This window comes from Kitasatospora sp. NPDC051914, from assembly GCF_040680995.1.
Classification (GTDB): Bacteria; Actinomycetota; Actinomycetes; order Streptomycetales; family Streptomycetaceae; genus Kitasatospora.
The window spans coordinates 100,206-123,333 of record NZ_JBFAXX010000002.1; the positions used below are offsets into that span (position 1 = coordinate 100,206).

Annotated in this window: 27 protein-coding genes and 1 tRNA gene; 12 read left to right on the forward strand and 16 right to left on the reverse strand. The window is 71.5% G+C overall.

Annotation, left to right across the window (positions count from 1 at the left end; translation table 11 throughout):
- Positions 1 to 32: 32 nt before the first annotated feature.
- Both AB0M03_RS02540 and AB0M03_RS02545 read right to left on the reverse strand, forming a co-directional pair.
- A complete protein-coding gene (locus AB0M03_RS02540) occupies positions 33 to 335 on the reverse strand; it encodes a co-chaperone GroES (RefSeq protein WP_363487761.1) in 303 nt (100 codons plus the stop codon).
- A gap of 187 nt (positions 336 to 522) precedes the next feature.
- Positions 523 to 861: a DUF3618 domain-containing protein gene (locus tag AB0M03_RS02545; RefSeq protein WP_363487555.1), complete on the reverse strand. Its 339-nt coding sequence runs from the start codon at positions 859 to 861 to the stop codon at positions 523 to 525.
- Positions 862 to 1,003: 142 nt separating this feature from the next.
- Between AB0M03_RS02545 and bcp the strand changes: the two genes are divergently transcribed.
- Positions 1,004 to 1,477 carry a thioredoxin-dependent thiol peroxidase gene (bcp, locus tag AB0M03_RS02550; RefSeq protein ID WP_263105223.1) on the forward strand — a complete coding sequence of 158 codons (474 nt, stop codon included), beginning with the start codon at positions 1,004 to 1,006 and terminating at the stop codon, positions 1,475 to 1,477.
- A gap of 204 nt (positions 1,478 to 1,681) precedes the next feature.
- Positions 1,682 to 2,341 carry a hypothetical protein gene (locus tag AB0M03_RS02555; RefSeq protein ID WP_363487558.1) on the forward strand — a complete coding sequence of 220 codons (660 nt, stop codon included), beginning with the start codon at positions 1,682 to 1,684 and terminating at the stop codon, positions 2,339 to 2,341.
- A gap of 86 nt (positions 2,342 to 2,427) precedes the next feature.
- Here AB0M03_RS02555 and AB0M03_RS02560 read toward each other — a convergent pair whose 3' ends face one another.
- Positions 2,428 to 4,773 carry a chitinase C-terminal domain-containing protein gene (locus AB0M03_RS02560; RefSeq protein WP_363487763.1) on the reverse strand — a complete coding sequence of 782 codons (2,346 nt, stop codon included), beginning with the start codon at positions 4,771 to 4,773 and terminating at the stop codon, positions 2,428 to 2,430.
- 364 nt (positions 4,774 to 5,137) lie between these two features.
- Between AB0M03_RS02560 and AB0M03_RS02565 the strand changes: the two genes are divergently transcribed.
- Positions 5,138 to 5,791 carry an HNH endonuclease gene (locus AB0M03_RS02565; protein ID WP_363487560.1) on the forward strand — a complete coding sequence of 218 codons (654 nt, stop codon included), beginning with the start codon at positions 5,138 to 5,140 and terminating at the stop codon, positions 5,789 to 5,791.
- Between the two features lie 70 nt (positions 5,792 to 5,861).
- Positions 5,862 to 5,945, forward strand: a tRNA-Leu gene (locus tag AB0M03_RS02570).
- A 61-nt stretch (positions 5,946 to 6,006) separates the two neighbouring features.
- Here the strand turns inward: AB0M03_RS02570 and rdgB are convergent.
- The 4 genes from rdgB to AB0M03_RS02590 form a co-directional block, all read right to left on the reverse strand.
- Positions 6,007 to 6,615, reverse strand: coding sequence for an RdgB/HAM1 family non-canonical purine NTP pyrophosphatase (rdgB, locus tag AB0M03_RS02575; protein ID WP_363487562.1), 609 nt, complete (start codon positions 6,613 to 6,615; stop codon positions 6,007 to 6,009).
- 40 nt (positions 6,616 to 6,655) lie between these two features.
- Positions 6,656 to 7,045, reverse strand: coding sequence for a hypothetical protein (locus AB0M03_RS02580; RefSeq protein WP_363487564.1), 390 nt, complete (start codon positions 7,043 to 7,045; stop codon positions 6,656 to 6,658).
- Positions 7,046 to 7,204: 159 nt separating this feature from the next.
- Positions 7,205 to 7,939, reverse strand: coding sequence for a ribonuclease PH (gene rph / locus AB0M03_RS02585; RefSeq protein ID WP_363487566.1), 735 nt, complete (start codon positions 7,937 to 7,939; stop codon positions 7,205 to 7,207).
- A gap of 80 nt (positions 7,940 to 8,019) precedes the next feature.
- The gene (locus AB0M03_RS02590; RefSeq protein ID WP_363487568.1) at positions 8,020 to 8,256 is read right to left on the reverse strand and encodes a PTS glucose/sucrose transporter subunit IIB; all 237 of its coding nucleotides are present in this window, start codon (positions 8,254 to 8,256) and stop codon (positions 8,020 to 8,022) included.
- Between the two features lie 345 nt (positions 8,257 to 8,601).
- On the opposite strand from AB0M03_RS02590, the gene AB0M03_RS02595 reads away from it, so the two are divergent.
- The 5 genes from AB0M03_RS02595 to AB0M03_RS02615 all read left to right on the forward strand — a co-directional run bounded on the left by AB0M03_RS02595 (position 8,602) and on the right by AB0M03_RS02615 (position 13,040).
- Positions 8,602 to 9,894, forward strand: coding sequence for a PTS transporter subunit EIIC (locus AB0M03_RS02595; protein WP_363487570.1), 1,293 nt, complete (start codon positions 8,602 to 8,604; stop codon positions 9,892 to 9,894).
- A 234-nt stretch (positions 9,895 to 10,128) separates the two neighbouring features.
- Positions 10,129 to 11,403 (forward strand): PTS transporter subunit EIIC, encoded by a 1,275-nt coding sequence (locus AB0M03_RS02600; protein WP_363487572.1) that lies wholly within the window; start codon positions 10,129 to 10,131, stop codon positions 11,401 to 11,403.
- A gap of 185 nt (positions 11,404 to 11,588) precedes the next feature.
- Positions 11,589 to 12,059, forward strand: coding sequence for a DUF3995 domain-containing protein (locus AB0M03_RS02605; protein WP_363487574.1), 471 nt, complete (start codon positions 11,589 to 11,591; stop codon positions 12,057 to 12,059).
- A 64-nt stretch (positions 12,060 to 12,123) separates the two neighbouring features.
- A complete protein-coding gene (locus tag AB0M03_RS02610) occupies positions 12,124 to 12,576 on the forward strand; it encodes a sigma-70 family RNA polymerase sigma factor (RefSeq protein WP_363487765.1) in 453 nt (150 codons plus the stop codon).
- Positions 12,573 to 13,040: a hypothetical protein gene (locus AB0M03_RS02615; protein WP_363487576.1), complete on the forward strand. Its 468-nt coding sequence runs from the start codon at positions 12,573 to 12,575 to the stop codon at positions 13,038 to 13,040. Before AB0M03_RS02610 ends, AB0M03_RS02615 begins: the two co-directional genes overlap by 4 nt.
- Here AB0M03_RS02615 and AB0M03_RS02620 read toward each other — a convergent pair.
- A complete protein-coding gene (locus tag AB0M03_RS02620; RefSeq protein WP_363487578.1) occupies positions 13,037 to 13,993 on the reverse strand; it encodes a helix-turn-helix transcriptional regulator in 957 nt (318 codons plus the stop codon). The two genes, AB0M03_RS02615 and AB0M03_RS02620, sit on opposite strands and share 4 nt — an antisense overlap.
- A gap of 119 nt (positions 13,994 to 14,112) precedes the next feature.
- On the opposite strand from AB0M03_RS02620, the gene AB0M03_RS02625 reads away from it, so the two are divergent.
- The gene (locus tag AB0M03_RS02625; RefSeq protein WP_363487580.1) at positions 14,113 to 15,039 is read left to right on the forward strand and encodes a branched-chain amino acid transaminase; all 927 of its coding nucleotides are present in this window, start codon (positions 14,113 to 14,115) and stop codon (positions 15,037 to 15,039) included.
- A gap of 21 nt (positions 15,040 to 15,060) precedes the next feature.
- On the opposite strand, the gene AB0M03_RS02630 is transcribed toward AB0M03_RS02625, so the two are convergent.
- From AB0M03_RS02630 to clpS, 8 genes are all read right to left on the reverse strand, one after another.
- Positions 15,061 to 15,813, reverse strand: a complete 753-nt coding sequence (locus tag AB0M03_RS02630) for an MBL fold metallo-hydrolase (RefSeq protein WP_363487582.1) — start codon at positions 15,811 to 15,813, stop codon at positions 15,061 to 15,063.
- Positions 15,814 to 16,063: 250 nt separating this feature from the next.
- The gene (locus tag AB0M03_RS02635; RefSeq protein WP_363487584.1) at positions 16,064 to 17,032 is read right to left on the reverse strand and encodes a cysteine synthase; all 969 of its coding nucleotides are present in this window, start codon (positions 17,030 to 17,032) and stop codon (positions 16,064 to 16,066) included.
- Positions 17,032 to 17,310, reverse strand: a complete 279-nt coding sequence (locus tag AB0M03_RS02640; RefSeq protein ID WP_363487586.1) for a MoaD/ThiS family protein — start codon at positions 17,308 to 17,310, stop codon at positions 17,032 to 17,034. Before AB0M03_RS02640 ends, AB0M03_RS02635 begins: the two co-directional genes overlap by 1 nt.
- Before the next feature lie 97 nt (positions 17,311 to 17,407).
- Entirely contained in the window at positions 17,408 to 17,524 is a 117-nt protein-coding gene (locus AB0M03_RS02645; RefSeq protein WP_363487588.1) for a putative leader peptide, read from the reverse strand.
- Between the two features lie 137 nt (positions 17,525 to 17,661).
- The gene (locus AB0M03_RS02650; protein WP_363487590.1) at positions 17,662 to 18,093 is read right to left on the reverse strand and encodes a M67 family metallopeptidase; all 432 of its coding nucleotides are present in this window, start codon (positions 18,091 to 18,093) and stop codon (positions 17,662 to 17,664) included.
- Between the two features lie 97 nt (positions 18,094 to 18,190).
- Positions 18,191 to 19,633 carry an amino acid permease gene (locus AB0M03_RS02655; protein ID WP_363487592.1) on the reverse strand — a complete coding sequence of 481 codons (1,443 nt, stop codon included), beginning with the start codon at positions 19,631 to 19,633 and terminating at the stop codon, positions 18,191 to 18,193.
- 232 nt (positions 19,634 to 19,865) lie between these two features.
- Entirely contained in the window at positions 19,866 to 20,441 is a 576-nt protein-coding gene (locus AB0M03_RS02660) for a DUF2017 domain-containing protein (RefSeq protein WP_363487594.1), read from the reverse strand.
- Positions 20,442 to 20,539: 98 nt separating this feature from the next.
- The gene (gene clpS, locus AB0M03_RS02665; protein ID WP_363487596.1) at positions 20,540 to 20,833 is read right to left on the reverse strand and encodes an ATP-dependent Clp protease adapter ClpS; all 294 of its coding nucleotides are present in this window, start codon (positions 20,831 to 20,833) and stop codon (positions 20,540 to 20,542) included.
- 150 nt (positions 20,834 to 20,983) lie between these two features.
- On the opposite strand from clpS, the gene AB0M03_RS02670 reads away from it, so the two are divergent.
- Positions 20,984 to 22,312, forward strand: a complete 1,329-nt coding sequence (locus AB0M03_RS02670) for a nicotinate phosphoribosyltransferase (RefSeq protein WP_363487598.1) — start codon at positions 20,984 to 20,986, stop codon at positions 22,310 to 22,312.
- Between the two features lie 198 nt (positions 22,313 to 22,510).
- A complete protein-coding gene (locus AB0M03_RS02675) occupies positions 22,511 to 23,098 on the forward strand; it encodes an isochorismatase family protein (protein ID WP_363487600.1) in 588 nt (195 codons plus the stop codon).
- The last annotated feature ends 30 nt before the right edge of the window (positions 23,099 to 23,128 follow it).

The window sequence follows — 23,128 nt, forward strand, 5'->3', positions numbered from 1 at the left end:
ACCGCACGGGCCCGGCCGCACGGGCCCCGGTCTCACAGGTAGAGGCCGGTCGACCCCTCCGCCCCCGTCAGCCGCTCGGCCGCCACGGCATGCAGATCCCGCTCTCGCAGCAGCACGTACGTCGCCCCGCGGACCTCGACCTCCAGCTTGTCCTCCGGGTCGTACAGCACCCGGTCCCCCGGCTCCACCGACCGCACGCTCTGGCCGACCGCCACCGCCTCCGCCCAGGCGCACCGCCGCGACAGCTCCGCCGTCGCCGGAATGAGGATGCCGCCCGTCGAACGGCGCTCCCCCTCCCCGACCTCCGTCTTCACCAGCACCCGGTCGTGCAACATCCTGATCGGCAGCTTCTCCCCCAGCCGCTCGTGCCGGGACTCGTCGTACTGCGCGCTCTGCTCGTGGTTCTTGCTCACGCCCCGACCGTACCCGCCCGACGGCCCCCGGGTGCACGTCGGGCCCGCCGGTGCCCGCCATACGGAAAGGGCCGGGACGCAGTTGCGTCCCGGCCCCTCCCCGACGCGCTCAGCCGCGGCGGCGCCGACGGGTCGACGCCACCAGCAGCACCACACCCAGACCGACCAGCGCCGCAGGCACCACCCGCTCCGGCCGCGGCCGGCCCTTCTCGTCCGTGAAACCGGCCTTCACCTGCTCCAGCGCCCCACTGGCCGCCACGTACGCACGGCCGGCCTTCTGCTCCACAGCCCCGAGCATCCGGGCCTTCGTCTGCGCCGCGACCGTCGAGGGGTGCACCCGCATCGCCAGCTCGTCCAGCGTCGTCGCGAGCCGCTCACGGGCCTGCGCGATGTCCGCCTCGATCTGGGCCGTCGTCCGCGCCGCCTTGTCCTTGCTCGCCTGGGCCACGAGAGCCACCCCAATCACTGATGCTGTCCTGTGCGACACGCACAGTGTGTCAGCTCGCCACACGCGCCGCGCAGCGCCACCCACCAACAGGGGTAGGTTTGCCGGGGTACGACCACCCGTCCAGCACGAGGAGAGATCCACCGTGAGCGAGCGCCTCAAGGCGGGCGACACCGCCCCCGCCTTCACCCTGCCCGACGCCGACGGCAACCAGGTGTCCCTCGCCGACCACCTCGGCCGCAAGGTGATCGTGTACTTCTACCCGGCCGCCCTCACCCCCGGCTGCACCACCCAGGCCTGCGACTTCACCGACAACCTGGAGGTCTTCGCAGGCGCCGGCTACGACGTCATCGGCGTCTCCCCCGACAAGCCGGAGAAGCTCGGCAAGTTCCGTGAGAAGGAGAACCTCAAGGTCACACTGGTCGCCGACGAGGACAAGTCGGTGCTGGAGGCGTACGGCGCCTACGGCGAGAAGAAGCTGTACGGCAAGACCGTCGTCGGCGTCATCCGCTCCACCGTCGTCGTCGACGAGGAGGGCAAGGTCGAGCACGCCCTCTACAACGTCAAGGCCACCGGCCACGTCGCCAAGCTGCTGCGCGACCTGAGGATCGGCGCCTGACACCCCGACGGCACGCGGCGGGCACCGGGACTCCCGGTGCCCGCCGCGGCGTTTCCGCCACCGCACCGGGCTGTCACCGTGTCACCGATGTGTACCGATGGGGTTCTGGGACGGACAAGGCCCCCGGGGCCGGGGCCGCCGGCCGCTAGCGTCTGTCGGCGTCGGGTCGAGCAGCCCGCGCCCACCACGCACCCAGGAGACACCGTGCCGAGCATCGGACCCCGCACCGCCCGCAGCCTCCTCGCCGCCGGCGCCCTGGCAGCCGCCCTGACCCTCACCGCCTGCGACCCGGAGGCCGGCACCACCGCCGACGCCCCGCCGCCCGCCGGCACCACCACCCCCGCCACCGCGCCCAGCAGCCCCGCCGCCGCCCCGTCCGCCACCGCCAAGCAGAGCGCCAAGGCCGGCGGCAAGCACACCGTCGTCTCCGCCCAGCACGCCGGCGGCCTCACCAAGTCCACCGGCGACGGCACCGTCACCGACGTCCCCGTCGACCCCGGCGAGATGCGCGACGGCATGAACCTCGTCGTCGAGAACTACGACCGGATCGGCCAGACCTCCGGCCGCCGCATCCTCTTCGTCGGCGTCGACAACGTCCCCGAGGACACCAACAAGCGCCGCGAGCACCTGTGGCGCGGCCTCATCGACTACGCCGCCGGCAACGGCTCCAAGGGCGACCCCGGCACCGGCACCGCCTACGCGGCCGGCCCGCTCGGCGGCAGCCTCGAATGCCTGCCCTACGGCGCCGACGCACTCTGCGGCTGGGCCGACTCCTCCACCGCCGCCGTCGCGCTCTTCCCGCAGTCCACCCCCGCCGCGGCCGCCAAGCTCTTCGCCGCCATGCGCGCCGACCTCGAGCAGTAGGGCCGTCTTCAGGGGCGCGACAGCAGCGGTGGCGGCCGACCCCCCGACCGGGTCGACCGCCACCGCCGTTCCTCACCTCAGGTCACTCAGCACGGACCGAGGTCGCTCCACACACCCCACTGACCGGTGGTCGAGGGGTCCTCGCCCTGCGTCCACCACTTGTTGCTGTACTGGCGGCCCTTCCAGGACACCTTGGTACCGGCGGTGGCGTAGACGGTCGCCGCGTTCCAGCCCGGCGCGGTGCAGGTGCCGCCGGTCGGGCTGGCCGAGCTGCTCGCGGAACTGCTCGACGAGGCGCTGGCCGAGGCCGACGGGCTGGCCGACGAGGAGCCGGAGGCCGAGGCGCTCGGCGAGGAGGTCGCACCGCTCGAACCGCGGGTCAGGTCACCGGTCAGGCCGTACAGCGTGCCGCCGACGTTGACCGTCCAGTTCGCCGGCGTCGACACCGGCAGGTAGTAGACGAAGTCCATGTCGATCGACGCACCCGGCGCCAGCGACTGCCAGCTCGGCAGCTTCACCGACACGCGGTTGTACACGCCCTTCAGACCGCCCACGTTGTTCGCCGCGGTGTGGTCCTGCCGGATCACCGTCAGACCGAAGCCCGACTGGTCCTTGGCGTTGCCCGGCGCCGAGTTCGCGTAGTCGAACTGGAACTCCGTGCCGCCCGGCAGGGTCACCGTCGAGTTGTTGACGATGTGGATCTTCGGGTTGATCGGGTAGTTCGAGTCACCCAGCGCGAAGTTGGTGAACGACACGTCGATCGGCAGGATCTGCTGCGGCAGCGCGATCGTCGAACGCGTCGCACCGTACGCCGAAGCCGCCTTGAACCTGTCGTACATCAGCGAGGTCAGCGTCGAACCCTGCACGTACTCGCCCTTGCCGCCGTTCGCGGCCGCGTCCCAGCGGTAGTCGCCCGCCAACTCCCAGATCATCGCGCCACCGGCGCCCTGGTTCACCACGTAGTCGGCCTTGGCACCCACCGACTCCTCGTCCTCGGTGGACAGGAACACCTTCTTGCTGTCGTTCCACAGCCACGGCGCCACCAGCTGGGAGCTGTAGTTGCGGGTGTACGAACCCTGCAGCGCGGTGTCCGTCAGGCCGTACCTGGAGAGGTAGTCCGGGACGATGCCCTTCTCCAGGTTCTTGGCGTGCCACATCGGGTTGGAGCCCGCCGGGGACTCCTTGCCGTTGTCGTCCAGGTCGTGCCACAGGTTGTCGATGCCGACCGCACCGTCACCGCAGGCCGTCAGGCCGGAACCCGCCGGGCAGGTCGACGTCGAGGCAGTGCCCCACAGGCCGTTGGTGCCACCGGTCACGTTCTTGAAACCGCGGGTGTAGTACGGCAGACCGATGTTGATCCGGCCGGCCGGCATCGCACCGCGGAAGTAGTGGTACGCCCAGTCCGTGTTCAGGTAGCCGATGCCGCCGTACTGCGAGGTGCCGTACACATTGGCCGCCTCCAGCTCGCCGTCCTTGCCGTCGTCGTACAACGAGGCGTTCGGACCCACGTACTTGTTCCAGGCACCGTGCAGGTCGTACGACATGATGTTGACGTAGTCCAGGAACTGCGTCACCTGGAACGTCTCCATGCCGCGCAGCAGATAGCCCGAGGACGGCGCCGCGACCGACAGCATGTAGTGCTTGCCGTCCGCCGCACCCGCCCGGTCGAGCTTCTCACGCAGCGTCTTCATCAGCGCCGCGTAACCCTTGACCAGCGAACCGCGCTTCGCGTTCGAGATGGCCGCGTCCAGCGGGTTGCCGGCGTCCTTCATCGAGGTCGGGTACTCGTAGTCGATGTCGACGCCGTTGAAGCCGTACTTCTTGACGAAGTCGACCGCCGAGTCCGCGAACGTGTTGATACCGGCCTGGTTGACCGACCCGTCCGCATTCACCGTCATCGAGTAGAAGCCGCCCGAGGCCACCCGCTTCCCGTCGTCCCCGAAGTAACCGCCCGTCTCGGCCCAGCCACCCACCGAAATCAAGGTCTTCACATTCGGGTACTGCTTCTTGAACTTCGTCAGCAGATTGAAGTGGCCCTTGTACGGCAGGCTCGGATCCATCTCCGCACCGGCCACACCCGGGAAGGTCATCCCGGTCGCCGCATTGGTCGCCGAGTCCGTGCCCACGGACAGCTTGTTGTCGCTGCCGACATGGCCGAAGGCGTAGTTGAGGTGGGTGACCTTGTCCCACGGGATGTTGTTCACCAGATAGGCCGGGGTGCCGTCCTGGCCCGTGCGCCAGCCCGTGAAGTAGCCGATGATCCGGCGCTGGTGATCGGCGCCCATCTTCTCGCGGCCCGCAGTGTCGTAGACGTCGCAGTACGGGACGTCCACACCCGGGGTGGTGTACATGCCGTCGGGGCGACAGGACTGGTTGTCGGCGGCCGCCTGCGAGGGCGACGCACCCAGCGTCGCCAGCAGCAGGCCCGCCAGACCGGCCGCAGCCGTGGCGGCCGCAGCCGCCCGCCGGCCGGACGCCCGGTGGCTGCCGACGGCAGTACGACGCTGCGCCGTCAGGGTTCGGTTCAACACTCGGTCCTCCAGGAGAGAGTGTCGGCACGTCCGAGTGGGGAAGCCGGACGCGCAAGTGGGGGAGGGTCGGACACACCGCAGCCGACGCACCGTCAACCACCCGGCCGCCGAACCACAGAGTGCGCCGAAGCTATGTGGTCTGGACCATCCCGGTCAATAGGTCTGTACCAATAAACCGCTGAACTCCCCCGTGACCCCCGCCCCGCCCGCTCGTTTCCACACTGGGGGACGGGTACCGAACACAGGAACCCACACGGGGGCACACATGCAGGTCAGATACACCCGCGAACTCCTCGCCACGACGGCGGCGGAGGCCTCGTCGATCGACGAGATGCTGGTCGCGCTCGGCAAGGAACCCGAGACGAACAACCGGCGGTACCTACGGAGTCAGCTCAACCTCCACGGGGTGGACACCTCTCACTTCCGGGTAAGGGGCGTCGTCTACACGAAGGAGCGGCTCGAAGAGGCAGTCGCCGCGTGCCACAGCATCGCCGGGGTGGTCCGCTACCTTGGCCAGCGCTCGTCAGGGGGAACCCAGCAACACGTCGGACGGCGCATCAAGGCGTTTGGGATTGACACCTCGCACTTCACGGGCCAGGCGCACAACCGAGGCCAGCGCTCCGGGCGTCGCCTGCGTCCGGACCAGGTACTCGTGCGGCGGCCCGCGGACGCCAAGCGGCTGCCAGGCAGCCGAATCCGCCAAGCCCTGCTCGAAATGGGCCTCCCCGAGGAGTGCACGGACTGTGGCACCGGCCCGGTCTGGCGAGGAAGGCCGATGACCCTGGAGGTCGACCACATCAACGGAGACTGGTCGGACAACCGACCCGGCAACGTCCGGCTGCTCTGCCCCAACTGTCATGCCACGACCGACACCTACTGCGGTCGGAACAAGAACCGCCGCGGCACGCGCACCGACTGAAAGGCGCACCCGCGCCACGAGCGCAAAGGCGCTGTCGTCGCCACGGACGCAGCCCCTAGACTGGGGCCATGCGGCCGTGGCGTAACGGGCAGCCGCGCTGGTTTTAGGTGCCAGTGGAGGAAACTCCGTGAGGGTTCGAATCCCTCCGGCCGCACGAACCTAAGAAACGAAGGCCCGCCCCGGAGGGATCTCCAGGGCGGGCCTTCGGCGTTGGGTCAGCCCAGCAGCTCGCGGACGACCGGGGCGAGGGCGCGGAAGGCCTGGCCCCGGTGGCTGATGGCGTTCTTCTCGGCGGGGGTGAGTTCGGCGCAGGTCCGGGTCTCGCCGAGGGGCTGGAGGATGGGGTCGTAGCCGAAGCCGCCGTCGCCGGTGGGGGTGGTGCGGAGGGTGCCGAGGAGGCGGCCTTCGACGACGCGTTCGGTGCCGTCGGGGAGGGCGAGGGCGGCGGCGCAGGCGAAGTGGGCGCCGCGGTGGGGCTCTGCGATGTCGGAGAGCTGGGCGAGGAGGAGTTCGAGGTTGGCTCGGTCGTCGCCGTGCTTGCCGGACCAGCGGGCGGAGAAGATGCCGGGGGCGCCGCCGAGGACGTCGACGCAGAGGCCGGAGTCGTCGGCGACGGCGGGGTGGCCGGTGGCCTCGGCGAGGGCGTGGGCCTTGAGGAGGGCGTTCTCGGCGAAGGTGACGCCGGTCTCGGGGACGTCCGGGATCTCGGGGTAGGCGTCGGCGCCGACGAGTTCGACGTCGAGTCCGGCGTCGCCGAGGATGTCGCGGAGTTCGGCGACCTTGTGGCGGTTGCGGGTGGCGAGGACGAGGCGTCGTGCAGTCATGCGGCCCACCCTAGCGAGGGGCCGCATGCTCGGGGGTGTGTCAGCCGGTGCAGGCCTTGCTGAGGTTGCCGGCGGCGTCGCCGAGCGGCTTGAGGTCGGGGACCTGCTTGTTGTCGATGGCCTGCTGGGCCTTGTCGACCTGGGTCTGCAGGTCGGTGACGGCCTGGGAGACGTCGGTGTCGCTGGAGTTGCGGCTGATCTGGTCGAGGTCGTTCTTGAGGGTCTGGAGGGCCTGGCCGGCGGCGGCGGGGTCGTTGGCGGCGTTGTTGAAGGCGTCGCCGGCCTGGGCGATGTCGTTGGTGATGCGGACGGCGGTGTTGCCGCAGTCGAGGGCCTTCTGGGCGGCGGAGCAGCTGACGGCGCTGAGTGGGAGGAGGAGGACGAGGCCGGCCACGGCGAGGGTGGTGGAGCGGGTGAGGCTGTCCGGCATCGGGTGTCCTCCGTTGTGTGGTGGGCGCGCGGGTCCGTGGTGTGGGACGGCGGGTGGTGCTCTGCCGGTTCCTCCGGTTCCGGTCCGAACGGTACGGGCTGCGGGCGCGCTGTGTACAGGATGCGCGCCCGCGGCCTGTGCCGGGTCGACAATGCGGGGTCAGCCTTCGAGTCGGCCGAGGGCCTTGCGCTGGATCTCGTCGAGTTCGGCGCAGCCGAGGGTGCCGAGGTCGAGGAGTTGGTCGAGGAGTGCGCGGTCGAAGGGGGCGCCTTCGGCGGTGCCCTGGACTTCGACGAAGCGTCCGTCGCTGGTGCAGACGATGTTCATGTCGGTTTCGGCGCGGACGTCTTCTTCGTAGCGGAGGTCGAGCATGGGGGTGCCGTCGATGATGCCGACGCTGACGGCGCTGACGCCGCCGGTGAGGGGCTGGCCCTTGGCGCGGAGGATCTTCTTGTCGCGGGCCCAGGTGATGGCGTCGGCGAGGGCGACGTAGGCGCCGGTGATGGCGGCGGTGCGGGTGCCGCCGTCGGCCTGGAGGACGTCGCAGTCGAGGACGATGGTGTTTTCGGCGAGGGCGCGGTGGTCGATGACGGCGCGGAGGGATCGGCCGATGAGGCGGCTGATTTCGTGGGTGCGGCCGCCGATCTTGCCGCGGACGGATTCGCGGTCGCCGCGGGTGTTGGTGGCGCGGGGGAGCATGGAGTATTCGGCGGTGACCCAGCCTTCGCCGGTGCCCTTGCGCCAGCGGGGGACGCCTTCGGTGACGCTGGCGGTGCAGAGGACTTTGGTGTCGCCGAAGGAGACGAGGACGGAGCCTTCGGCGTGCTTGCTCCAGCCTCGTTCGATGGTGATGGGGCGGAGCTGGTCGGGGGTGCGGCCGTCGATGCGTGACATAGGCATCGAGGGTAGTCGTTGTGGGGTGTGGTGCGGCCCGCCGTCCTGGTGGGGGCGGCGGGCCGTGGTGTGGTGGTGGGTCAGTCCATCATGTCTTCGATTTCGCCGGCGATGGGGTCGGCGTCGGTGCCGATGACGACCTGGATGGCGGTGCCCATCTTGACGACGCCGTGGGCGCCGGCGGCCTTGAGGGCGGCTTCGTCGACGACGCCGGGGTTGACGACTTCGGTGCGCAGGCGGGTGATGCAGCCTTCGACCTCGACGATGTTGTCGATTCCGCCGAGGCCGGCGACGATCTTCTCTGCCTTGCTGGCCATGTGTGTCTCCCTGTCTGTCGGCGGTTCGGCGGGGTGGTGTCGGGTGCCGTTGCCGCGTCGTTGCAGTGGTGCGGTGGTGCCGGTGTGTGGTGACGCGGGTTCAGGTTCCGTGTCGGCCGGCGGCGCGACAAGCATTTCCCTTTTCGGGGTGGTTTGCCACGCCAGTCCACTTTTGGCCCATTTTGGCGCGCACGGGGGTGCGGCCGGGTCGGAGGATGGCGATCATCGGGCTGCCGTCCGGCGTCCGCCCGCCCATCCAAGTGGTCTACACCAATAGTAGGTGTATGCCGCGGATGGGCGGAACGGACCCCGGGACGGGCCGACGACCGCACGCGGAGGACTCGGATGAGTACAGCAGGTACGGCGCCCGCGCCGACACCGTGGTGGCAGTCCTTCTACGGCGGGCTCCAGAAGATGGGCCGGAGCCTGCAGCTGCCGGTCGCGGTGCTGCCGGCGGCGGGCATCCTGAACCGGCTGGGCCAGGACGACGTGTTCGGCAAGGACGGCCTGGGCTGGGACAACGTGGCGAAGGTGTTCGCGGCGGCGGGCGGCGCCCTGCTGGACTCCAATCTGGGCCTTCCGCTGCTGTTCTGCATCGGCGTGGCGATCGGCATGGCGAAGAAGTCGGACGGTTCGACGGCGCTGGCGGCGGTGACGAGCTTCCTCGTGTACTACAACGTGCTGCGGGCCTTCCCGGACCGGGAGCAGTGCGCCGGCACGATCCAGGGCAACCAGTGCATCGACTTCTCGGCCGACACGTCGAGCGCGGCGGTGTTCCAGAACCCGGGCGTGCTGGGCGGCATCCTGATCGGCCTGATGTCGGCCTGGCTGTGGGTGCGCTTCCACCGGACGAAGCTGGTGGACTGGCTGGGCTTCTTCAACGGCCGGCGCCTGGTGCCGATGATCACGGCGGTGGGCGGGCTGGCGCTGGCCTGCCTGGCGCTGTGGGTGTGGCCGCCGATCGGCCGGGCGATGAACGACTTCTCCCAGTGGCTCGCCGATCTCGACGCGGGCGGCGCGGGCATCTTCGGCCTGGCGAACCGGCTGCTGCTGCTGATCGGCATGCACCAGCTGATCAACACCTTCGTGTGGTTCCAGTTCGGCGAGTACACCAAGCCGGGGACGGACGAGGTCGTGCACGGCGACATCCCGCGGTTCCTGGCGGGCGACCCGACGGCCGGCCAGTTCACCTCGGGCTTCTTCCCGATCATGATGTTCGCGCTGCCCGCCGCCGCGCTCGCCATCGCCCACTCGGCGAAGCCGCACCGGCGCAAGGAGATCTACGGCCTGATGACCTCGGTGGCGCTGACCAGTTTCGTCACCGGCGTGACCGAGCCGATCGAGTACTCCTTCGCCTACATCGCGCCCGCCCTGTTCGTCGTGCACGCCCTGCTGACCGGCGCGTCGATGGCGGTGACCTGGGCCCTGGGGGTGCACGACGGCTTCAGCTTCTCCGCCGGACTGATCGACTACGTCATCAACTGGGGGCTGGCGACGAAACCATGGCTGATCATTCCGATCGGTCTGGGATTCGCGGTGGTCTATTACGCGCTGTTCCGCTTCGTGATCGTGCACTTCAATCTGAAGACGCCCGGCCGGGAGGACGAGGACCAGGTCGAGGACGTGACCAAGGCCTGAGGGCCATTTGTTGCGCAACTCGCCAAAAGGATGGGTGACCGAGCGCAGTCAAGATCGTCGATCCGCAACAAGGTTTCGATTTCATAGCGCTTCCCACCTGCGGCGCTTTCCAGGGTTCCCCCCTCCGTCAGACGCGTGTTAGAAACTGGTCTACACCACTCGTGGTGTAGACCAGTTTGCGAGTCGGCCCCCGATGCACCCCCACCGACCCGCCCTGCCGTTAGGAACCACCCCATGAGTACGACTGCGCAGGCACCGGCGCCCGCTACGGCACCGGGCCCCTCCCCGATCAAGCAGATCGGCCAGAGCACGCTCCAGGGCCTGCAGAAGATCGGCCGCAGCCTCCAGCTGCCGATCGCCGTGCTGCCGGCCGCGGGCCTGCTGCTCCGTCTCGGCCAGGACGACGTCTTCGGCAAGGACGGCCTCGGCTGGGACAAGGTCGCCGCGGTGTTCAGCACGGCGGGCGACGCCGTGTTCAGCAACCTCCCGCTGCTCTTCGCGGTGGGCATCGCCATCGGCTTCGCCAAGAAGGCCGACGGCTCGACCGCCCTCGCCGCCCTGGTCGGCTTCCTGGTGTACAAGAACGTGCTCACCGCGTTCCCGATCACCGAGGGCCACATCGCCGACGGCAAGTGGATCGCACCCACCTACCAGAACCCGGGCGTGCTCGGCGGCATCGTGATCGGCCTGCTCAGCGCCGTACTCTGGCAGAAGTTCCACCGCACCAAGCTGGTCGACTGGCTCGGCTTCTTCAACGGCCGCCGCCTGGTGCCGATCATCATGGCCTTCGTCGGCACCGCCGTCGGCGTGCTCTTCGCACTGCTCTGGGGCCCGGTCGGCGACGCGATCGGCAGCCTCAACGACAGCCTGATCGGCGCGGGCGCCTTCGGTGCCGGCGCGTTCGGCCTGATCAACCGCGGTCTGCTGCCGGTCGGCATGCACCAGTTCGTCAACTCCTACGCCTGGTTCCAGACCGGCGACTACACCAAGGCCGACGGCACCGTGGTGCACGGCGACCTGACCCGCTACTTCGCCGGCGACCCCACCGCCGGCCAGTTCATGTCGGGCTTCTTCCCGATCATGATGTTCGCGCTGCCCGCCGCCGCGCTCGCCATCGCCCACGCCGCCCGGCCGGAGCGCCGCGCCGCCGTGATGGGCATGATGATGTCCCTGGCGCTGACCTCCTTCGTCACCGGCGTCACCGAGCCGATCGAGTTCGCCTTCCTCTTCATCGCCCCGGTCCTGTTCGCCATCCACGCGGTGCTGACCGCCGTCTCCATGGCCGTCACCTGGGCACTCGGCGTGCACGCCGGCTTCACCTTCTCGGCCGGTCTGATCGACTACGGCCTCGGTTTCAGCAAGGCCACCCACCCGCTGCTGATCATCCCGATCGGCCTGGTCTTCGCCGCGCTGTACTACGTGCTCTTCCGCTTCGCGATCACCAAGTTCAACCTCAAGACCCCCGGTCGCGAGGACGACACCGAGGTCGAGGACGTCACCAAGGCCTGACGCCGCTCCCCCGCCGCACGGACCCCGCCCCACTGCTCGGGGCGGGGTCCGTCACCGTTCCCGCCCGGTGTGAGGCAGGACACACGGAACGTCCGGCCGGGGCCGCTCCTCCCTCTCCCGTGACGGCCCGTCGACGGGACCGCGCCGACCGGCCGACCCGGCCGACCGAACCGAGGGGGAACCCGGTGAACCGCACCGCGCAGCACACCGGAACGGCGGTGGCCGGACTGCTGGCCGCCGACGCCGCACTCCACCTGTACTGGGCCACCGGCCTCACCTGGCCCGCCGCCGACAGCCGTACGCTCTCGCAGGCCGTGCTCAACGCCGACGTCCCGTTCACGCCGCCCGTGGTGCTGCCGCTCGCCGCCGTACTGCTGGCCGCAGCGGCCGCGGTGCTCGCCCGCGCGTACGGCCTCGGCGGCCCCCGCACCGCCCGGCTCTGCCGGCCGGCCACCGCCGCCGTGGCCGTCGGGCTGCTGCTCCGCGGGGCGGCCGGGCTGGTGTGGGCCTGCGGCCTCGGCACGGACCCCGGCAGCACCTTCCACCTGCTCAACCTGGTGCTGTACACCCCGCTCTGCCTCGGCTTCGGCGCGGCGGCGGCCCGAGCCGCCGGGTTCGGCCCGCGCCGACGGGTGCGAGACTTCCGCCGTGGCTGATCCCGACGACCACTCCCGCGGTGTGGCGCTGGCCCGCGCCGCCCGGCGCGGGGACACCCTCGCGATGAGCGACCTGCTGGACCACCTCACGCCCTACGTCGGGCGGATCTGCGGACGGATCTGCGGGCCCGCCGCCGCGGCCGGCCGCCAGGACGCGGTGCAGGAGACGCTCACCGCCGTCTTCCGGGGCCTGCGCTCGCTGCGGGACCCGGAAGCGCTGTACGGCTGGGTCCGGGTGCTGGCCGTCCGCGAGGCGGTGCGGACGGCCCGCCGGGACGGCCGGGACACCCCCGCCGAACTCGCCGCGCTGCCCTCGCCCGGGGACGCGCAGCTCGCCGCGGACATCCGGGACGTGCTGGGCCGGCTCTCCCCCGAGCACCGGGCCGTCCTGCTGCTGCGCGACGTCGAGGGTCTGGACGAGCGGGCCGCCGCCGGGCTGCTCGGCATCCCCGAGGGCACCGTGAAGTCCCGGCTGCACCGCGCCCGGACCGTATTCCGAAGGATGTGGACGGCATGACGACGGACGACCCGACCGCCCCGCTGGACCCGGTGCGGCGGCTGCACGTGATGGCCGCGGGCATCCACGGCGCCCACGTCACCGAGGGCGTGGTCGACGCGCCGTTCGACCGGGTGTGGGCGGTCATGGCCGACCTGGAGGGCGAGTTCGGCCGCTTCCAGCCGGACATGCACAGCCTGCGCGTGACCCGCCGGGACGGCGAGCGGGTGGCGGCGCTGGCGCGCAGCCGGTACGGGATGCGGGCCCGGTTCGACGGGGTGCTCCGGCCGGGCTGGTGCTGGCTGCAGAGCCGGTTCCTGATCGTCGGGATGGCCGCGGTCGCCGACGGCGCCGGTGCCACCCGGGTGGCGCTGACCGGCGGCGTCCGGGTACCGGGCCGGGCGGCACTCGTCCCGCTGGGCACCCGCCGCGAGCCGCGACTGGCCCTGGCCCGCCTGCGGCAGCGGGTGGGCGCGAGTCGCTAGATCCAGCCGAGGCGGGCCGCGTGGACGCCCGCCTGGAAGCGGCTCTGGGCGCCGAGGTCGGTGGTCAGGTCGGAGACCAGGCGGCGCACCGTGCGCTCGGAGATCTCCAGCTTCCGGGCGATCGCCTGGTCGGTCAGTCCGGCCGAGAGCAGTCGCAGCACCTCGCGGTGGCGGTCGTCGGGCGCCGGGCGGCCGAGGAGGTCGGGCGGCACCCAGGCGGCCGCCCAGAAGTACTCGAACAGCTCGCGGACCACTGCCAGGACCGCCGGGTCCCGGACGACGAGGGCGGTGTCCGGGGCGCCGCCGGGCGCGGGCAGCACGGCCATCGTGGTGTCCACGGCGATCAGCCACAGCGGCAGGGTGTGGGCGACCCGGATGCCGGCCCCGGCCGCGGTGAGTTCCTGGACGTGGGCCAGCACGTCCGGGTGGCGCAGTGCGGCGGCCGGGTAGACGGTGCGCAGCCGGACGCCGTGGGCGAGGGCGATGCGTTCGCGGGCGAGTTTGCCGTCGAGGGCGGTCGGTGAGTGGTCCTGGCCGGGGCGCAGGGAGAGGGCTTCGGTGCGGGCGCTGCGGGCGGCGTCCTCGAGGAGGGCGGCGATGCGGTCGGCGCCGTGGACGAGGTGGTGGGAGCCTTCGTCGCCGGGGTCGGTCTGGGCGGGCAGGTAGCGGGTGTGGAGGTGTTCGACGGAGTCGCGGGTGCGGCGGACGGCGGTGAAGAGTTCGGCGAGGTGTCCGTCGGCGTCGGCGAGGAGGTGGCGGACGGCGGAGGCGACGGAGACGGCGGCGAGTCCGCTGCCGGTGGCGGTGGTGGGTTGGAGCAGTCCGAGGTCGCGGAGTTCGCCGATTGCCCGGTCGAACTCGGTTTCGTTCCAGCCGAGTTCGTCGCGCAGTTCGGGCAGGGGGCGGCCGGGGTCGGTGCGCAGGCGGCGGTAGAGGGCGGTGCTGTGCTCCACGGCGGGGACGATAGTCAGCGGCCCGGTGGGCGGACCGCGAATTCCAGCATCCGGGACGGTCGATCCGGTCCCGGCCATGGCCGGTTCAGCCCCTGTGCGGGGCGGCCGCGGGGGCCCGGGTGGCGGCCAGGATGGCGTGCATGACGATGGCAGAGGCTTCTTCGATCTGGTTCGACGGTGCGCTGGTGCCGTGGCGGGAGGCGCGGGTCCATGTGCTCTCGCACGGGCTGCACTACGGGACGGGGGTGTTGGAGGGCACCCGGGTGTTCGAGACGGAGGACGGGCCGGCGGTGTTCCGGCTGGAGGACCATCTGCGCCGGCTGGTGCGCAGTGCGCGCATGCTGCGGCTTCCGCTGCCGTACGGTGTCGGGGAGTTGGCGGCGGGCACGGTGGAGCTGCTCCGGGCGAACGGTCAGGGTGCCTGTTATGTGCGGCACTTCGCGTTCCTGGGGTACGGCACGATGGGGCTGGACATGCGGGGGGCTGCGACGACGACGGTGATCGCGTCGTGGGAGTGGCCGGAGCAGGCGGCTTCGCATCCGCTGCGGCTGAAGACGAGCAGTTGGCGGCGGACGGACCCGAACTGTGTGCCGCCGGCGGCCAAGGCGACGGGCCCGTACCTGAATTCGGTGCTGGCGCGGCGGGAGGCGACGGACGCGGGGTACGACGAGGCGTTGCTGCTGGCTGCGGACGGTTCGGTGAGCGAGTGCAGTGCGGAGAACGTGTTCGCGGTGCGGGACGGGGTGCTGCGGACGCCGCCGGTGGCGGCGGGTGCGCTGGAGGGGATCACGCAGGACACGGTGCTGGCGCTGGCCCGGGGGCTGGGGGTGGAGGTGCGGGTGGAGCGGCTGCTGCGGTCGGACCTGTATGCGGCGGACGAGGTGTTCGTGTGCGGGACGGCGGCCGGGATCGCGCCGGTCGGTTCGCTGGACGACCGTGAACTGCCTTCGGCTCCTGGCCCGTTGACGAAGCGTCTGGCGGATGCGTACCGGGCGGTGGTGTCCGGCGGGGACCGGCGGTACGGGCACTGGCTGACCCGGGTGTGAGCAAGCCGTGGGGGGCGCCCTTCAGGTCAGTTCGTAGACGGCGCCGGGGCGGGCGAGGTCGACGGGGCCGGGGAAGGCGGCGGCGGCGTCGCGGCGGTTGTGTTCGGCGTCGGTCCACGGGGGGATGTGGGTGAGGACGAGGCGGCCGACTCCGGCGGCGGCCGCGTGTTCGCCGGCCTCGCGTCCGTTGAGGTGGATGGCCTGGAAGGTTTCCTTGCCGTCGGTGTAGGCGGCCTCGCAGAGGAAGAGATCGGCGCCGCGGGCGAGCTCGACGAGGTCGGCGCACTCGCCGGTGTCGCCGGAGTAGACGAGCGAGGCGCCGCCGTGTTCGATGCGGAAGCCGTAGGCCTCGGCGTCGAGGTGGTTGACCCGGGTGCTGGTGATGCGGAAGGGGCCGAGGCCGAAGGTGAGGTTGCCGAGCTGGCGGAAGTCGAAGACCTCCTTCATGCCCGGTTCCTCCGGCATGTCGTAGGCGCGGGCGAGGCGTTCGGCGGTGCCGTGGGGTCCGTACACGGGGACGGGGTCGGGGCAGCCCTCGACGCGGTAGTTGCGGGCGACCCAGTAGGCGCAGAGGTCGACGCAGTGGTCGGCGTGCAGGTGGCTGAGCATGACGGCGTCGACGTCGTAGAGGCCGGTGTACTTCTGCAGGGCGCCGAGTGCGCCGTTGCCGAGGTCGAGGACGAGCCGGTAGCCCTCGGCCTCGACGAGGTAGCTGGAGCAGGGCGACTCGGCGGACGGGAAGCTCCCCGAGCACCCCACCACGGTCAGTTTCATGCCGAGCCCCTCCGCCCCGATGGGTCATGGTCCACGCCGACGGGGCACTACCTGTCGGTAGTGGTGCCCCTTCGCGTTGTCGAGGGTAAGGGGCGCGCGGCACTTTGCCCCCGTCTCCGTGCCGGGCTGTGGCTGGAATCACCAGAACGGGCCGGGTCCGGTGGCGGGGTCGGCGGCGGGTGCTCCGGCGGGGCGGAACGGCGGAGGCGCGGCACCCGTGGGGGTGCCGCGCCTCGGGGGTCTGCGGGGGTCAGGCCCAGAGCTGGCCCTGCAGGGCGTCGACCGCGGCCTCGGTGGACTCGGCGGTGTAGATGCCGGTGGAGAGGTACTTCCAGCCGCCGTCGGCGACGACGAAGACGACGTCGGCGCGCTCGCCGGCCTTGGCGGCCTTGCGGGCGACGCCGATCGCGGCGTGCAGGATGGCGCCGCTGGAGACGCCGGCGAAGATGCCCTCCTGCTGGAGGAGCTCGCGGGTGCGGCGGACGGCGTCGGCGGAGCCGACGCTGAAGCGGGTGGTGAGCACCTCGGCGTCGTAGAGCTCGGGGACGAAGCCCTCGTCGAGGTTGCGCAGGCCGTAGACGAGGTCGTCGTAGCGGGGTTCGGCGGCGACGATCTGCACGCCGGGGACCTTCTCGCGCAGGTAGCGGCCGACGCCCATCAGGGTGCCGGTGGTGCCGAGGCCGGCCACGAAGTGGGTGACGGTGGGCAGGTCGGCGAGGATCTCCGGGCCGGTGCCTGCGTAGTGCGCGCCGGCGTTGTCCGGGTTGCCGTACTGGTAGAGCATGACCCAGTCGGGGTGCCGGGCGGCGGTCTCCTTGGCGATCCGGACGGCGGTGTTGGAGCCGCCGGCGGCCGGGGAGGAGATGATCTCGGCGCCCCACATGCGGAGCAGCTCGCGGCGCTCCTCGCTGGTGTTCTCGGGCATGACGCAGACCATGCGGTAGCCCTTGAGCCTGGCGGCCATGGCGAGCGAGATGCCGGTGTTGCCGCTGGTGGGTTCGAGGATGGTGCAGCCGGGGGTGAGCCGGCCGTCGGCCTCGGCCCGCTCGATCATGTGGAGGGCGGGGCGGTCCTTGATCGAGCCGGTGGGGTTGCGGTCCTCCAGCTTGGCCCAGAGGCTCACCAGGCCGTCGGCGTTCCCGGGCACGGCCGCCGACAGGCGCGGCAGCCGTACCAGCGGGGTGTTGCCGACGGCCTCGATGGGGCTGTCGTAGCGCATTACTTCATGCCGCCGGCGACGGCGGGGAGGATGGTGATGCTGTCGCCGTCGGCGAGGGCGGTGCTGATGCCCTCGAGGAAGCGGACGTCCTCGTCGTTCAGGTAGACGTTGACGAAGCGGCGGAGCTCGCCGGCGTCCAAGAGGCGCTCGGCGATGCCGGGGTGGCGGCTGTCGAGGTCCTGGAACAGCTCGCCGAGGTTGTTGCCGGCGCCTTCGACGGCCTTGGCGCCGTCGGTGTACGTACGGAGGATGGTCGGGATGCGGACCTCGATGGCCATGGCTGCGCTCCTGTGGAGGTGGGTCGGGTGGGCCGCCGCACGCGGCGCGGCAGGGGTGACGGCCCCGGGGTGGCCGGGGCGGGCTGGCGGTGCCGAGTCAGTGGGCGTCGGCGGTGCCGGGACAGATCGCACTGGCGAGCCGGCACAGGTCGACGTGCAGGCGCGCCACGAGGCGGATGCCTGGGGCCCGGTTGGTCACATCGACGGAACGCATGGACTCATCGTATAGATTCCCGCCCCCGCTCCGGCATCCACGTCTCGCGATACGGATGTTTCCGTATTCCATGGCGAGACGCGCCCCGAGCCCGGCCGGTCGCGGCCGGGCGGCGGGCCGGCCGCTGCGGGCCCGGGTCAGGCCGCGTACTCCTCCACGACCTCGACGTCTTCCTCCGTGATCTCGCCGTCCACGATGCGGAACGAGCGGAACTGGTACGGGTCGTCCTCGCCGTTGCCCTCGGCGGTGGAGACCAGGACGTAGTGCGCCTCGGGCTCGGAGGCGTAGCTGACGTCGGTGCGGGAGGGGTAGGCCTCGGTGGCGGTGTGCGAGTGGTAGACGATCACCGGGACCTCGTCGCGGTCGTCCATCTCGCGGTAGAGCTTGAGCAGGTCGCCGGAGTCGAACTCGTAGAAGGTGGGCGAGCGGGCCGCGTTGAGCATCGGGATGAACCGCTCGGGCCGGCCGCTGCCCTCCGGACCGGCCACCACGCCGCAGGCCTCGTCCGGGTGGTCGGCACGGGCGTGGGCCACGATGCGGTCGCGCAGTTCTCGGGTGATGGTCAGCATGCGGCCAGGATAGCCAGCGCCGGTCCCGGGGCAGGGCCCGGGACCGGCTCCCGTCTCGGCTGCCGGACGGCCGGTGATACGCGGCCGCCGGCGGCCGTCAGCGGTCGGCGCCGGCGTGCACCTGGTCGCCGGAGCCGCCGTACAGCGTCTCGGGTCGGGTGCGGGCGAGCACGAGGTGGCCGACGACCAGCAGGGCGGCCCAGACCGGGAAGACGTACAGCGAGATCCGGGCGTCCTCGTCGAAGCCGATGAGGACGACGACCAGGACGAGGAAGGCGAGCGCGAGCCGGCTCGGCCACAGGCCGCCGGGCGCCTTGAAGGTGGGGGCGGGCAGCCGGCCGGCCTGCCAGGCGCGGCGGTAGCGGATCTGGGCGACCAGGATGACCGCCCAGGTCCACAGGCCGCAGACGGTGGCGACGGAGGTGACGTACTCGAAGGCCTTGCCGGGGGCGAGGTAGTTGAGCAGCACGCCGACGCCCATCAGCAGGCAGGAGACGGTGATGGCGGCGGCCGGGGTGCGGCGGGAGTTGAGTGCGGTGAGCCGGCCGGGGGCCTGGCCGCGCAGGGCGAGGTCGCGCAGCATCCGGCCGGTGGAGTACATGCCGGAGTTGCAGGAGGAGAGTGCCGCGGTGAGCACCACGAAGTTGATGACGGAGGCGCCGGCCGGGATGCCGACCTTCTCGAAGGCGGCGACGAACGGGCTGACGCCGGGCGCGAATTCCCGCCACGGGACGAGCGAGAGGATGACGACCAGGGCGCCGATGTAGAAGAGCGCGATCCGCCAGGGCAGGGTGTTGATGGCACGCGGCAGGGTCCGCGCCGGGTCCTCGCTCTCGCCGGCGGTGACGCCGACGAGTTCGACGCCGAGGTAGGCGAACATCACGATCTGAAGGGTCATCACGGTGGCGCCGAGGCCCTGGGGGAAGAAGCCGCCGTCGGACCAGAGGTGGGTGACCGACGCGGTGTCGCCGGCGTCGGAGAATCCGAGGGTGAGGACGCCGATGCCGATGAGGATCATGCCGAGGATGGCGGTGACCTTGACCATCGAGAACCAGAACTCGATCTCGCCGAAGAGCTTCACCGAGATCAGGTTGGCGCCGTAGAGCAGCACCAGGAAGGCGAGTGCGCTGACCCACTGCGGAACGCCGGGCGCCCAGTACCGCACGTAGACCGCCGCGGCGGTGGTCTCGGCCATGCCGGTGACCACCCAGAACAGCCAGTACGTCCAGCCGGTGGCGAAGCCGGCGAACGGGCCGAGGAACTCCCGGGCGTACTCGGAGAAGCTGCCGGAGACCGGGCGGTAGGTGAGGAGTTCGCCGAGGGCGCGCATGATGACGAAGATCACCAGGCCGGCCACCGCGTAACTGAGGATCAGGCTGGGGCCGGCCTTGGAGATGGCGGTGCCGGCGCCGAGGAAGAGGCCGGTGCCGATCGCGCCGCCGATGGCGATCATCTGGATCTGGCGGCTGCCCAGTCCGCGCGCGTAGCCCTCCTCGCCGTGGTCGGCGTGGACCGCCTCGTCGTAGCGCTGATCGGCCATGGGCGCGCACCGTCCTTGATCGTGGGGAGGTGAGAAGTCGTACCACGGTGCGCACGGATACCGGTGTCCATCTGAGCGTTAATTGAGCATGTCATGTCCGGATTCGACAGTAGCTGCCCCGAATGCCGCATCCCCCCGTCCGGATGCCGGACAGGGGGGATGCGGGGCGGCTCGGGCGCGCCCTCAAGGCTCACGGGCGCCCCTGTTGTGGTTGCACCCGCCCTGGACGGGCTCAGGCGGTCATGGCCTCCAGCAGGGACTCCTGCATGCCGCCGAGCCAGAGGTAGGCCATCACCAGCGGCTTGCGCGGGTCGGAGTCGGGCAGGGCGTACAGACCCTCCTCGTCCTCCTCGGTGACATCCAGGCGGGAGCCGAGGGTGAGCCGCAGGTCGTTGAGGGCGCCCAGCCAGCGCGGGCACTCCCCGGCGGGCACGGTGAGCACGCCGCCGTCGCCGCCGAGGCCGTCGATGGCGCGGACGACGCTCAGGGCGTCCTCGCGCTTGCGGGCGCGCAGGTCGAGCTCGGTGTAGCGGCGGAACTCGCCGGCCATCGCCCGGGTCTCCGAGTCCGCGGGCTCGCCCGGCTCGCCGTACGCGTCGGGGAAGAGCCTGGCCAGCGCCGGGTCACCGGGGGCCTCCGTCGGGCCCTCGGCGAACAGTGCGGCCAGCGGGTCCTCGTTGGCGCCGCCGGGGCCGGGGCCGATCAGCTCCAGCATCTGCACCTCCAGCGACCGGAGGATGGAGGCCTCCACCTCGTCGAGTGCGATCGCGGCGGCGCCCTTGCCGGCGCTCTGGAACAACCCAGCCATGAGTTCTGAATCAGCCCGTCTGCGTGTTAGTGGGTCTGCGTGTGCGGTGTCCTGCGGGTGCGCCCGCGGCCTCGGCCCGGCGGCGCGGCCGTGCGGCGTCAGTCGTGCTGGAGGGTCGCCCAGAGCCCGTAGCCGTGCATCGCCTGCACGTCGCGCTCCATCTCCTCCCGGGTGCCGCTGGAGACGACGGCGCGCCCCTTGGTGTGCACCTCCATCATGAGTGCGCGGGCCTTGTCCTTCGGGTACCCGAAGTAGGCCTGGAACACGTACTGGACGTAGCTCATGAGATTCACCGGGTCGTTGTGGACGATGGTCACCCACGGCGTGTCCGGTTCCACCGCAGGGACGCCTTCGACCTCCGGACGCTCGATCTCGACCGGCGCGACACTCACGACTGGCTCTCTCCTCTGCGGCTGACCGGGGTGAAGGCGCGTCTCCCCCTTTCCTCATGCTTCCATCCGGGGGACGTCCGAGCGAATCCGGGTCGACATCGCGACGGAGAAATCGTCACTCTGACGCTAAGTGGTAGTAGCATCATCCTCATGGACGCCATCACCGCGCACCGCTCCACTGCGCTGCTCACCGACCGCTACGAGCTCACCATGCTTCAGGCCGCCCTGCGCAGCGGTGCCGCGCACCGACGCTCGGTCTTCGAGGTGTTCACCCGCCGCCTGCCCAACGGCCGCCGCTACGGCGTGGTCGCCGGCACCGGCCGGGTGCTCGACGCCGTGGAGAACTTCCGCTTCACCGGCCCGCAGCTCGACTGGCTGGCCGACCAGCGGGTGGTCGACGACGCGACCCTGCGCTTCCTCGCCGACTACCGCTTCACCGGCGACATCCACGGCTACCCCGAGGGCGAGGTGTACTTCCCCGGATCGCCGCTGCTCACCGTGGAGGGCACCTTCGCGGAGGCGGTGATCCTGGAGACGCTGGTCCTGTCGATCCTCAACTTCGACTCGGCGATCGCCGCCGCGGCCTCGCGGATGACGGCGGCCGCCGGCAGCCGCCCGGTGATCGAGATGGGCGCCCGCCGGGCGCACGAGCTCGCCGCCGTCTCGGCCGCCCGCGCCGCGTACATCGCGGGCTTCAGCGCCACCTCCGACCTGGAGGCGGGCTTCACCCACGGCATCCCGACCACCGGCACCGCCGCGCACGCCTTCACCCTGCTGCACGACAGCGAGCGGGACGCCTTCACCGCCCAGGTCGAGTCGATGGGCCGCGGCACCACCCTGCTGATCGACACCTACGACCTCGCCGAGGCCGTCCGCACCGCGGTCGAGGTGGCGGGCCCGGACCTCGGCGCCGTCCGCATCGACTCCGGCGACCTGACGCTGCTCGCCCACCGGGTGCGCCGCCAGCTCGACGACCTGGGCGCGCACAAGACCCGGATCATCGTCACCTCGGACCTGGACGAGTACGCCATCGCGGCGCTCGCCGCCGCCCCGGTCGACGGGTACGGCGTGGGCACCAACCTGGTCACCGGCAGCGGCCACCCCACCTGCGCGATGGTCTACAAGCTGGTCGCCCGGGAGGCGGTGCCCGGCGGTCCGCTCGTCCCGGTGGCCAAGCGGTCGGCCGGCGGCAAGACCAGCACCGGCGGCCTCAAGTGGGCGGCCCGCCGCCCCGACGAGGACGGCGTCGCCGAGGCCGAGGTGGTCGGCATCGGCCCGGTGCCCGCGCAGCTGGAGCCGCACCTGCTGCACGTGCCGCTGGTGCGCGGCGGCGAGGTGGTGGGGCGCGAGCCGCTGGAAGCGGCGCGCGAACGCCACCTGCGCTCCCGTGCCGGACTGCCGATGTCGGCCACCCAGCTGTCGAAGGGCGAGCCCGTGATCGTGACCGAGCTGCTGAGCGGCGCCACCGCCGCCGGGTGACGCCCGGCGGGCCTTCCGCCTACGCGCGTCACTCCCTAGAGTCTTCTCGACACCACCACACTCTCCCCGGCATCCGCCCGGGACCCACCCGATCCCGGGCCGGTTCCGGGACCGGCAGCAACCACGGCACCACCGCCCCACCCGACCGACCCCCACGCCGGTCCGCCAGCGGACCGCCCACAGCGAGAGAAGCCAGCCATGCACCGGGCCCTGATCGTCGTCGACGTGCAGAACGACTTCTGCGAAGGCGGCAGTCTGGCCGTCGCCGGCGGCGCCGAGGTGGCCGCCGCCATCACCGACCTGATCGCCGACGCCTCCCCCGGCTACGCACACATCGTGGCCACCCGGGACCACCACATCGACCCCGGCGCGCACTTCTCCGCCGAGCCGGACTACGTCACCTCGTGGCCGGTGCACTGCGTCGCGGGCACCGAGGGCGTCGGCTTCCACCCCAACTTCGCGCCGTCGGTGACCTCCGGCGCGATCGAGGCGGTCTTCGACAAGGGCGCCCACTCGGCCGCGTACAGCGGGTTCGAGGGCATCGACGAGAACGGCGGGTCGCTGGCCGACTGGCTGCGCGAGCGGGGCGTCACCGAGGTCGACGTGGTCGGCATCGCCACCGACCACTGCGTCCGAGCCACCGCGCTGGACGCGGCCCGCGAGGGCTTCACGACCCGGGTGCTGCTGGACCTCACCGCCGGTGTCGCCGCCGCCACCACCGAGGCGGCGCTGGCCGAACTCGACGGCGCCGGGGTCCGGTTGACCGGCACCCCGGTGGTGCGCTGACACCCCGCCCGGACGGGCCCGCGGTCGCGG

What these genes read in the sequence shown, in the direction of transcription:
- AB0M03_RS02540 (WP_363487761.1), bottom strand. Translation starts at nt 335, where the DNA reads ATGTTGCACGACCGGGTGCTGGTGAAGACGGAGGTCGGGGAGGGGGAG.
- AB0M03_RS02565 (WP_363487560.1), top strand. Translation starts at nt 5,138, where the DNA reads ATGCAGGTCAGATACACCCGCGAACTCCTCGCCACGACGGCGGCGGAG.
- rdgB (WP_363487562.1), bottom strand. Translation starts at nt 6,615, where the DNA reads ATGACTGCACGACGCCTCGTCCTCGCCACCCGCAACCGCCACAAGGTC.
- AB0M03_RS02580 (WP_363487564.1), bottom strand. Translation starts at nt 7,045, where the DNA reads ATGCCGGACAGCCTCACCCGCTCCACCACCCTCGCCGTGGCCGGCCTC.
- rph (WP_363487566.1), bottom strand. Translation starts at nt 7,939, where the DNA reads ATGTCACGCATCGACGGCCGCACCCCCGACCAGCTCCGCCCCATCACC.
- AB0M03_RS02590 (WP_363487568.1), bottom strand. Translation starts at nt 8,256, where the DNA reads ATGGCCAGCAAGGCAGAGAAGATCGTCGCCGGCCTCGGCGGAATCGAC.
- AB0M03_RS02595 (WP_363487570.1), top strand. Translation starts at nt 8,602, where the DNA reads ATGAGTACAGCAGGTACGGCGCCCGCGCCGACACCGTGGTGGCAGTCC.
- AB0M03_RS02600 (WP_363487572.1), top strand. Translation starts at nt 10,129, where the DNA reads ATGAGTACGACTGCGCAGGCACCGGCGCCCGCTACGGCACCGGGCCCC.
- AB0M03_RS02610 (WP_363487765.1), top strand. Translation starts at nt 12,124, where the DNA reads ATGAGCGACCTGCTGGACCACCTCACGCCCTACGTCGGGCGGATCTGC.
- AB0M03_RS02615 (WP_363487576.1), top strand. Translation starts at nt 12,573, where the DNA reads ATGACGACGGACGACCCGACCGCCCCGCTGGACCCGGTGCGGCGGCTG.
- AB0M03_RS02630 (WP_363487582.1), bottom strand. Translation starts at nt 15,813, where the DNA reads ATGAAACTGACCGTGGTGGGGTGCTCGGGGAGCTTCCCGTCCGCCGAG.
- AB0M03_RS02635 (WP_363487584.1), bottom strand. Translation starts at nt 17,032, where the DNA reads ATGCGCTACGACAGCCCCATCGAGGCCGTCGGCAACACCCCGCTGGTA.
- AB0M03_RS02640 (WP_363487586.1), bottom strand. Translation starts at nt 17,310, where the DNA reads ATGGCCATCGAGGTCCGCATCCCGACCATCCTCCGTACGTACACCGAC.
- AB0M03_RS02645 (WP_363487588.1), bottom strand. Translation starts at nt 17,524, where the DNA reads ATGCGTTCCGTCGATGTGACCAACCGGGCCCCAGGCATCCGCCTCGTG.
- AB0M03_RS02650 (WP_363487590.1), bottom strand. Translation starts at nt 18,093, where the DNA reads ATGCTGACCATCACCCGAGAACTGCGCGACCGCATCGTGGCCCACGCC.
- AB0M03_RS02655 (WP_363487592.1), bottom strand. Translation starts at nt 19,633, where the DNA reads ATGGCCGATCAGCGCTACGACGAGGCGGTCCACGCCGACCACGGCGAG.
- AB0M03_RS02660 (WP_363487594.1), bottom strand. Translation starts at nt 20,441, where the DNA reads ATGGCTGGGTTGTTCCAGAGCGCCGGCAAGGGCGCCGCCGCGATCGCA.
- AB0M03_RS02670 (WP_363487598.1), top strand. Translation starts at nt 20,984, where the DNA reads ATGGACGCCATCACCGCGCACCGCTCCACTGCGCTGCTCACCGACCGC.
- AB0M03_RS02675 (WP_363487600.1), top strand. Translation starts at nt 22,511, where the DNA reads ATGCACCGGGCCCTGATCGTCGTCGACGTGCAGAACGACTTCTGCGAA.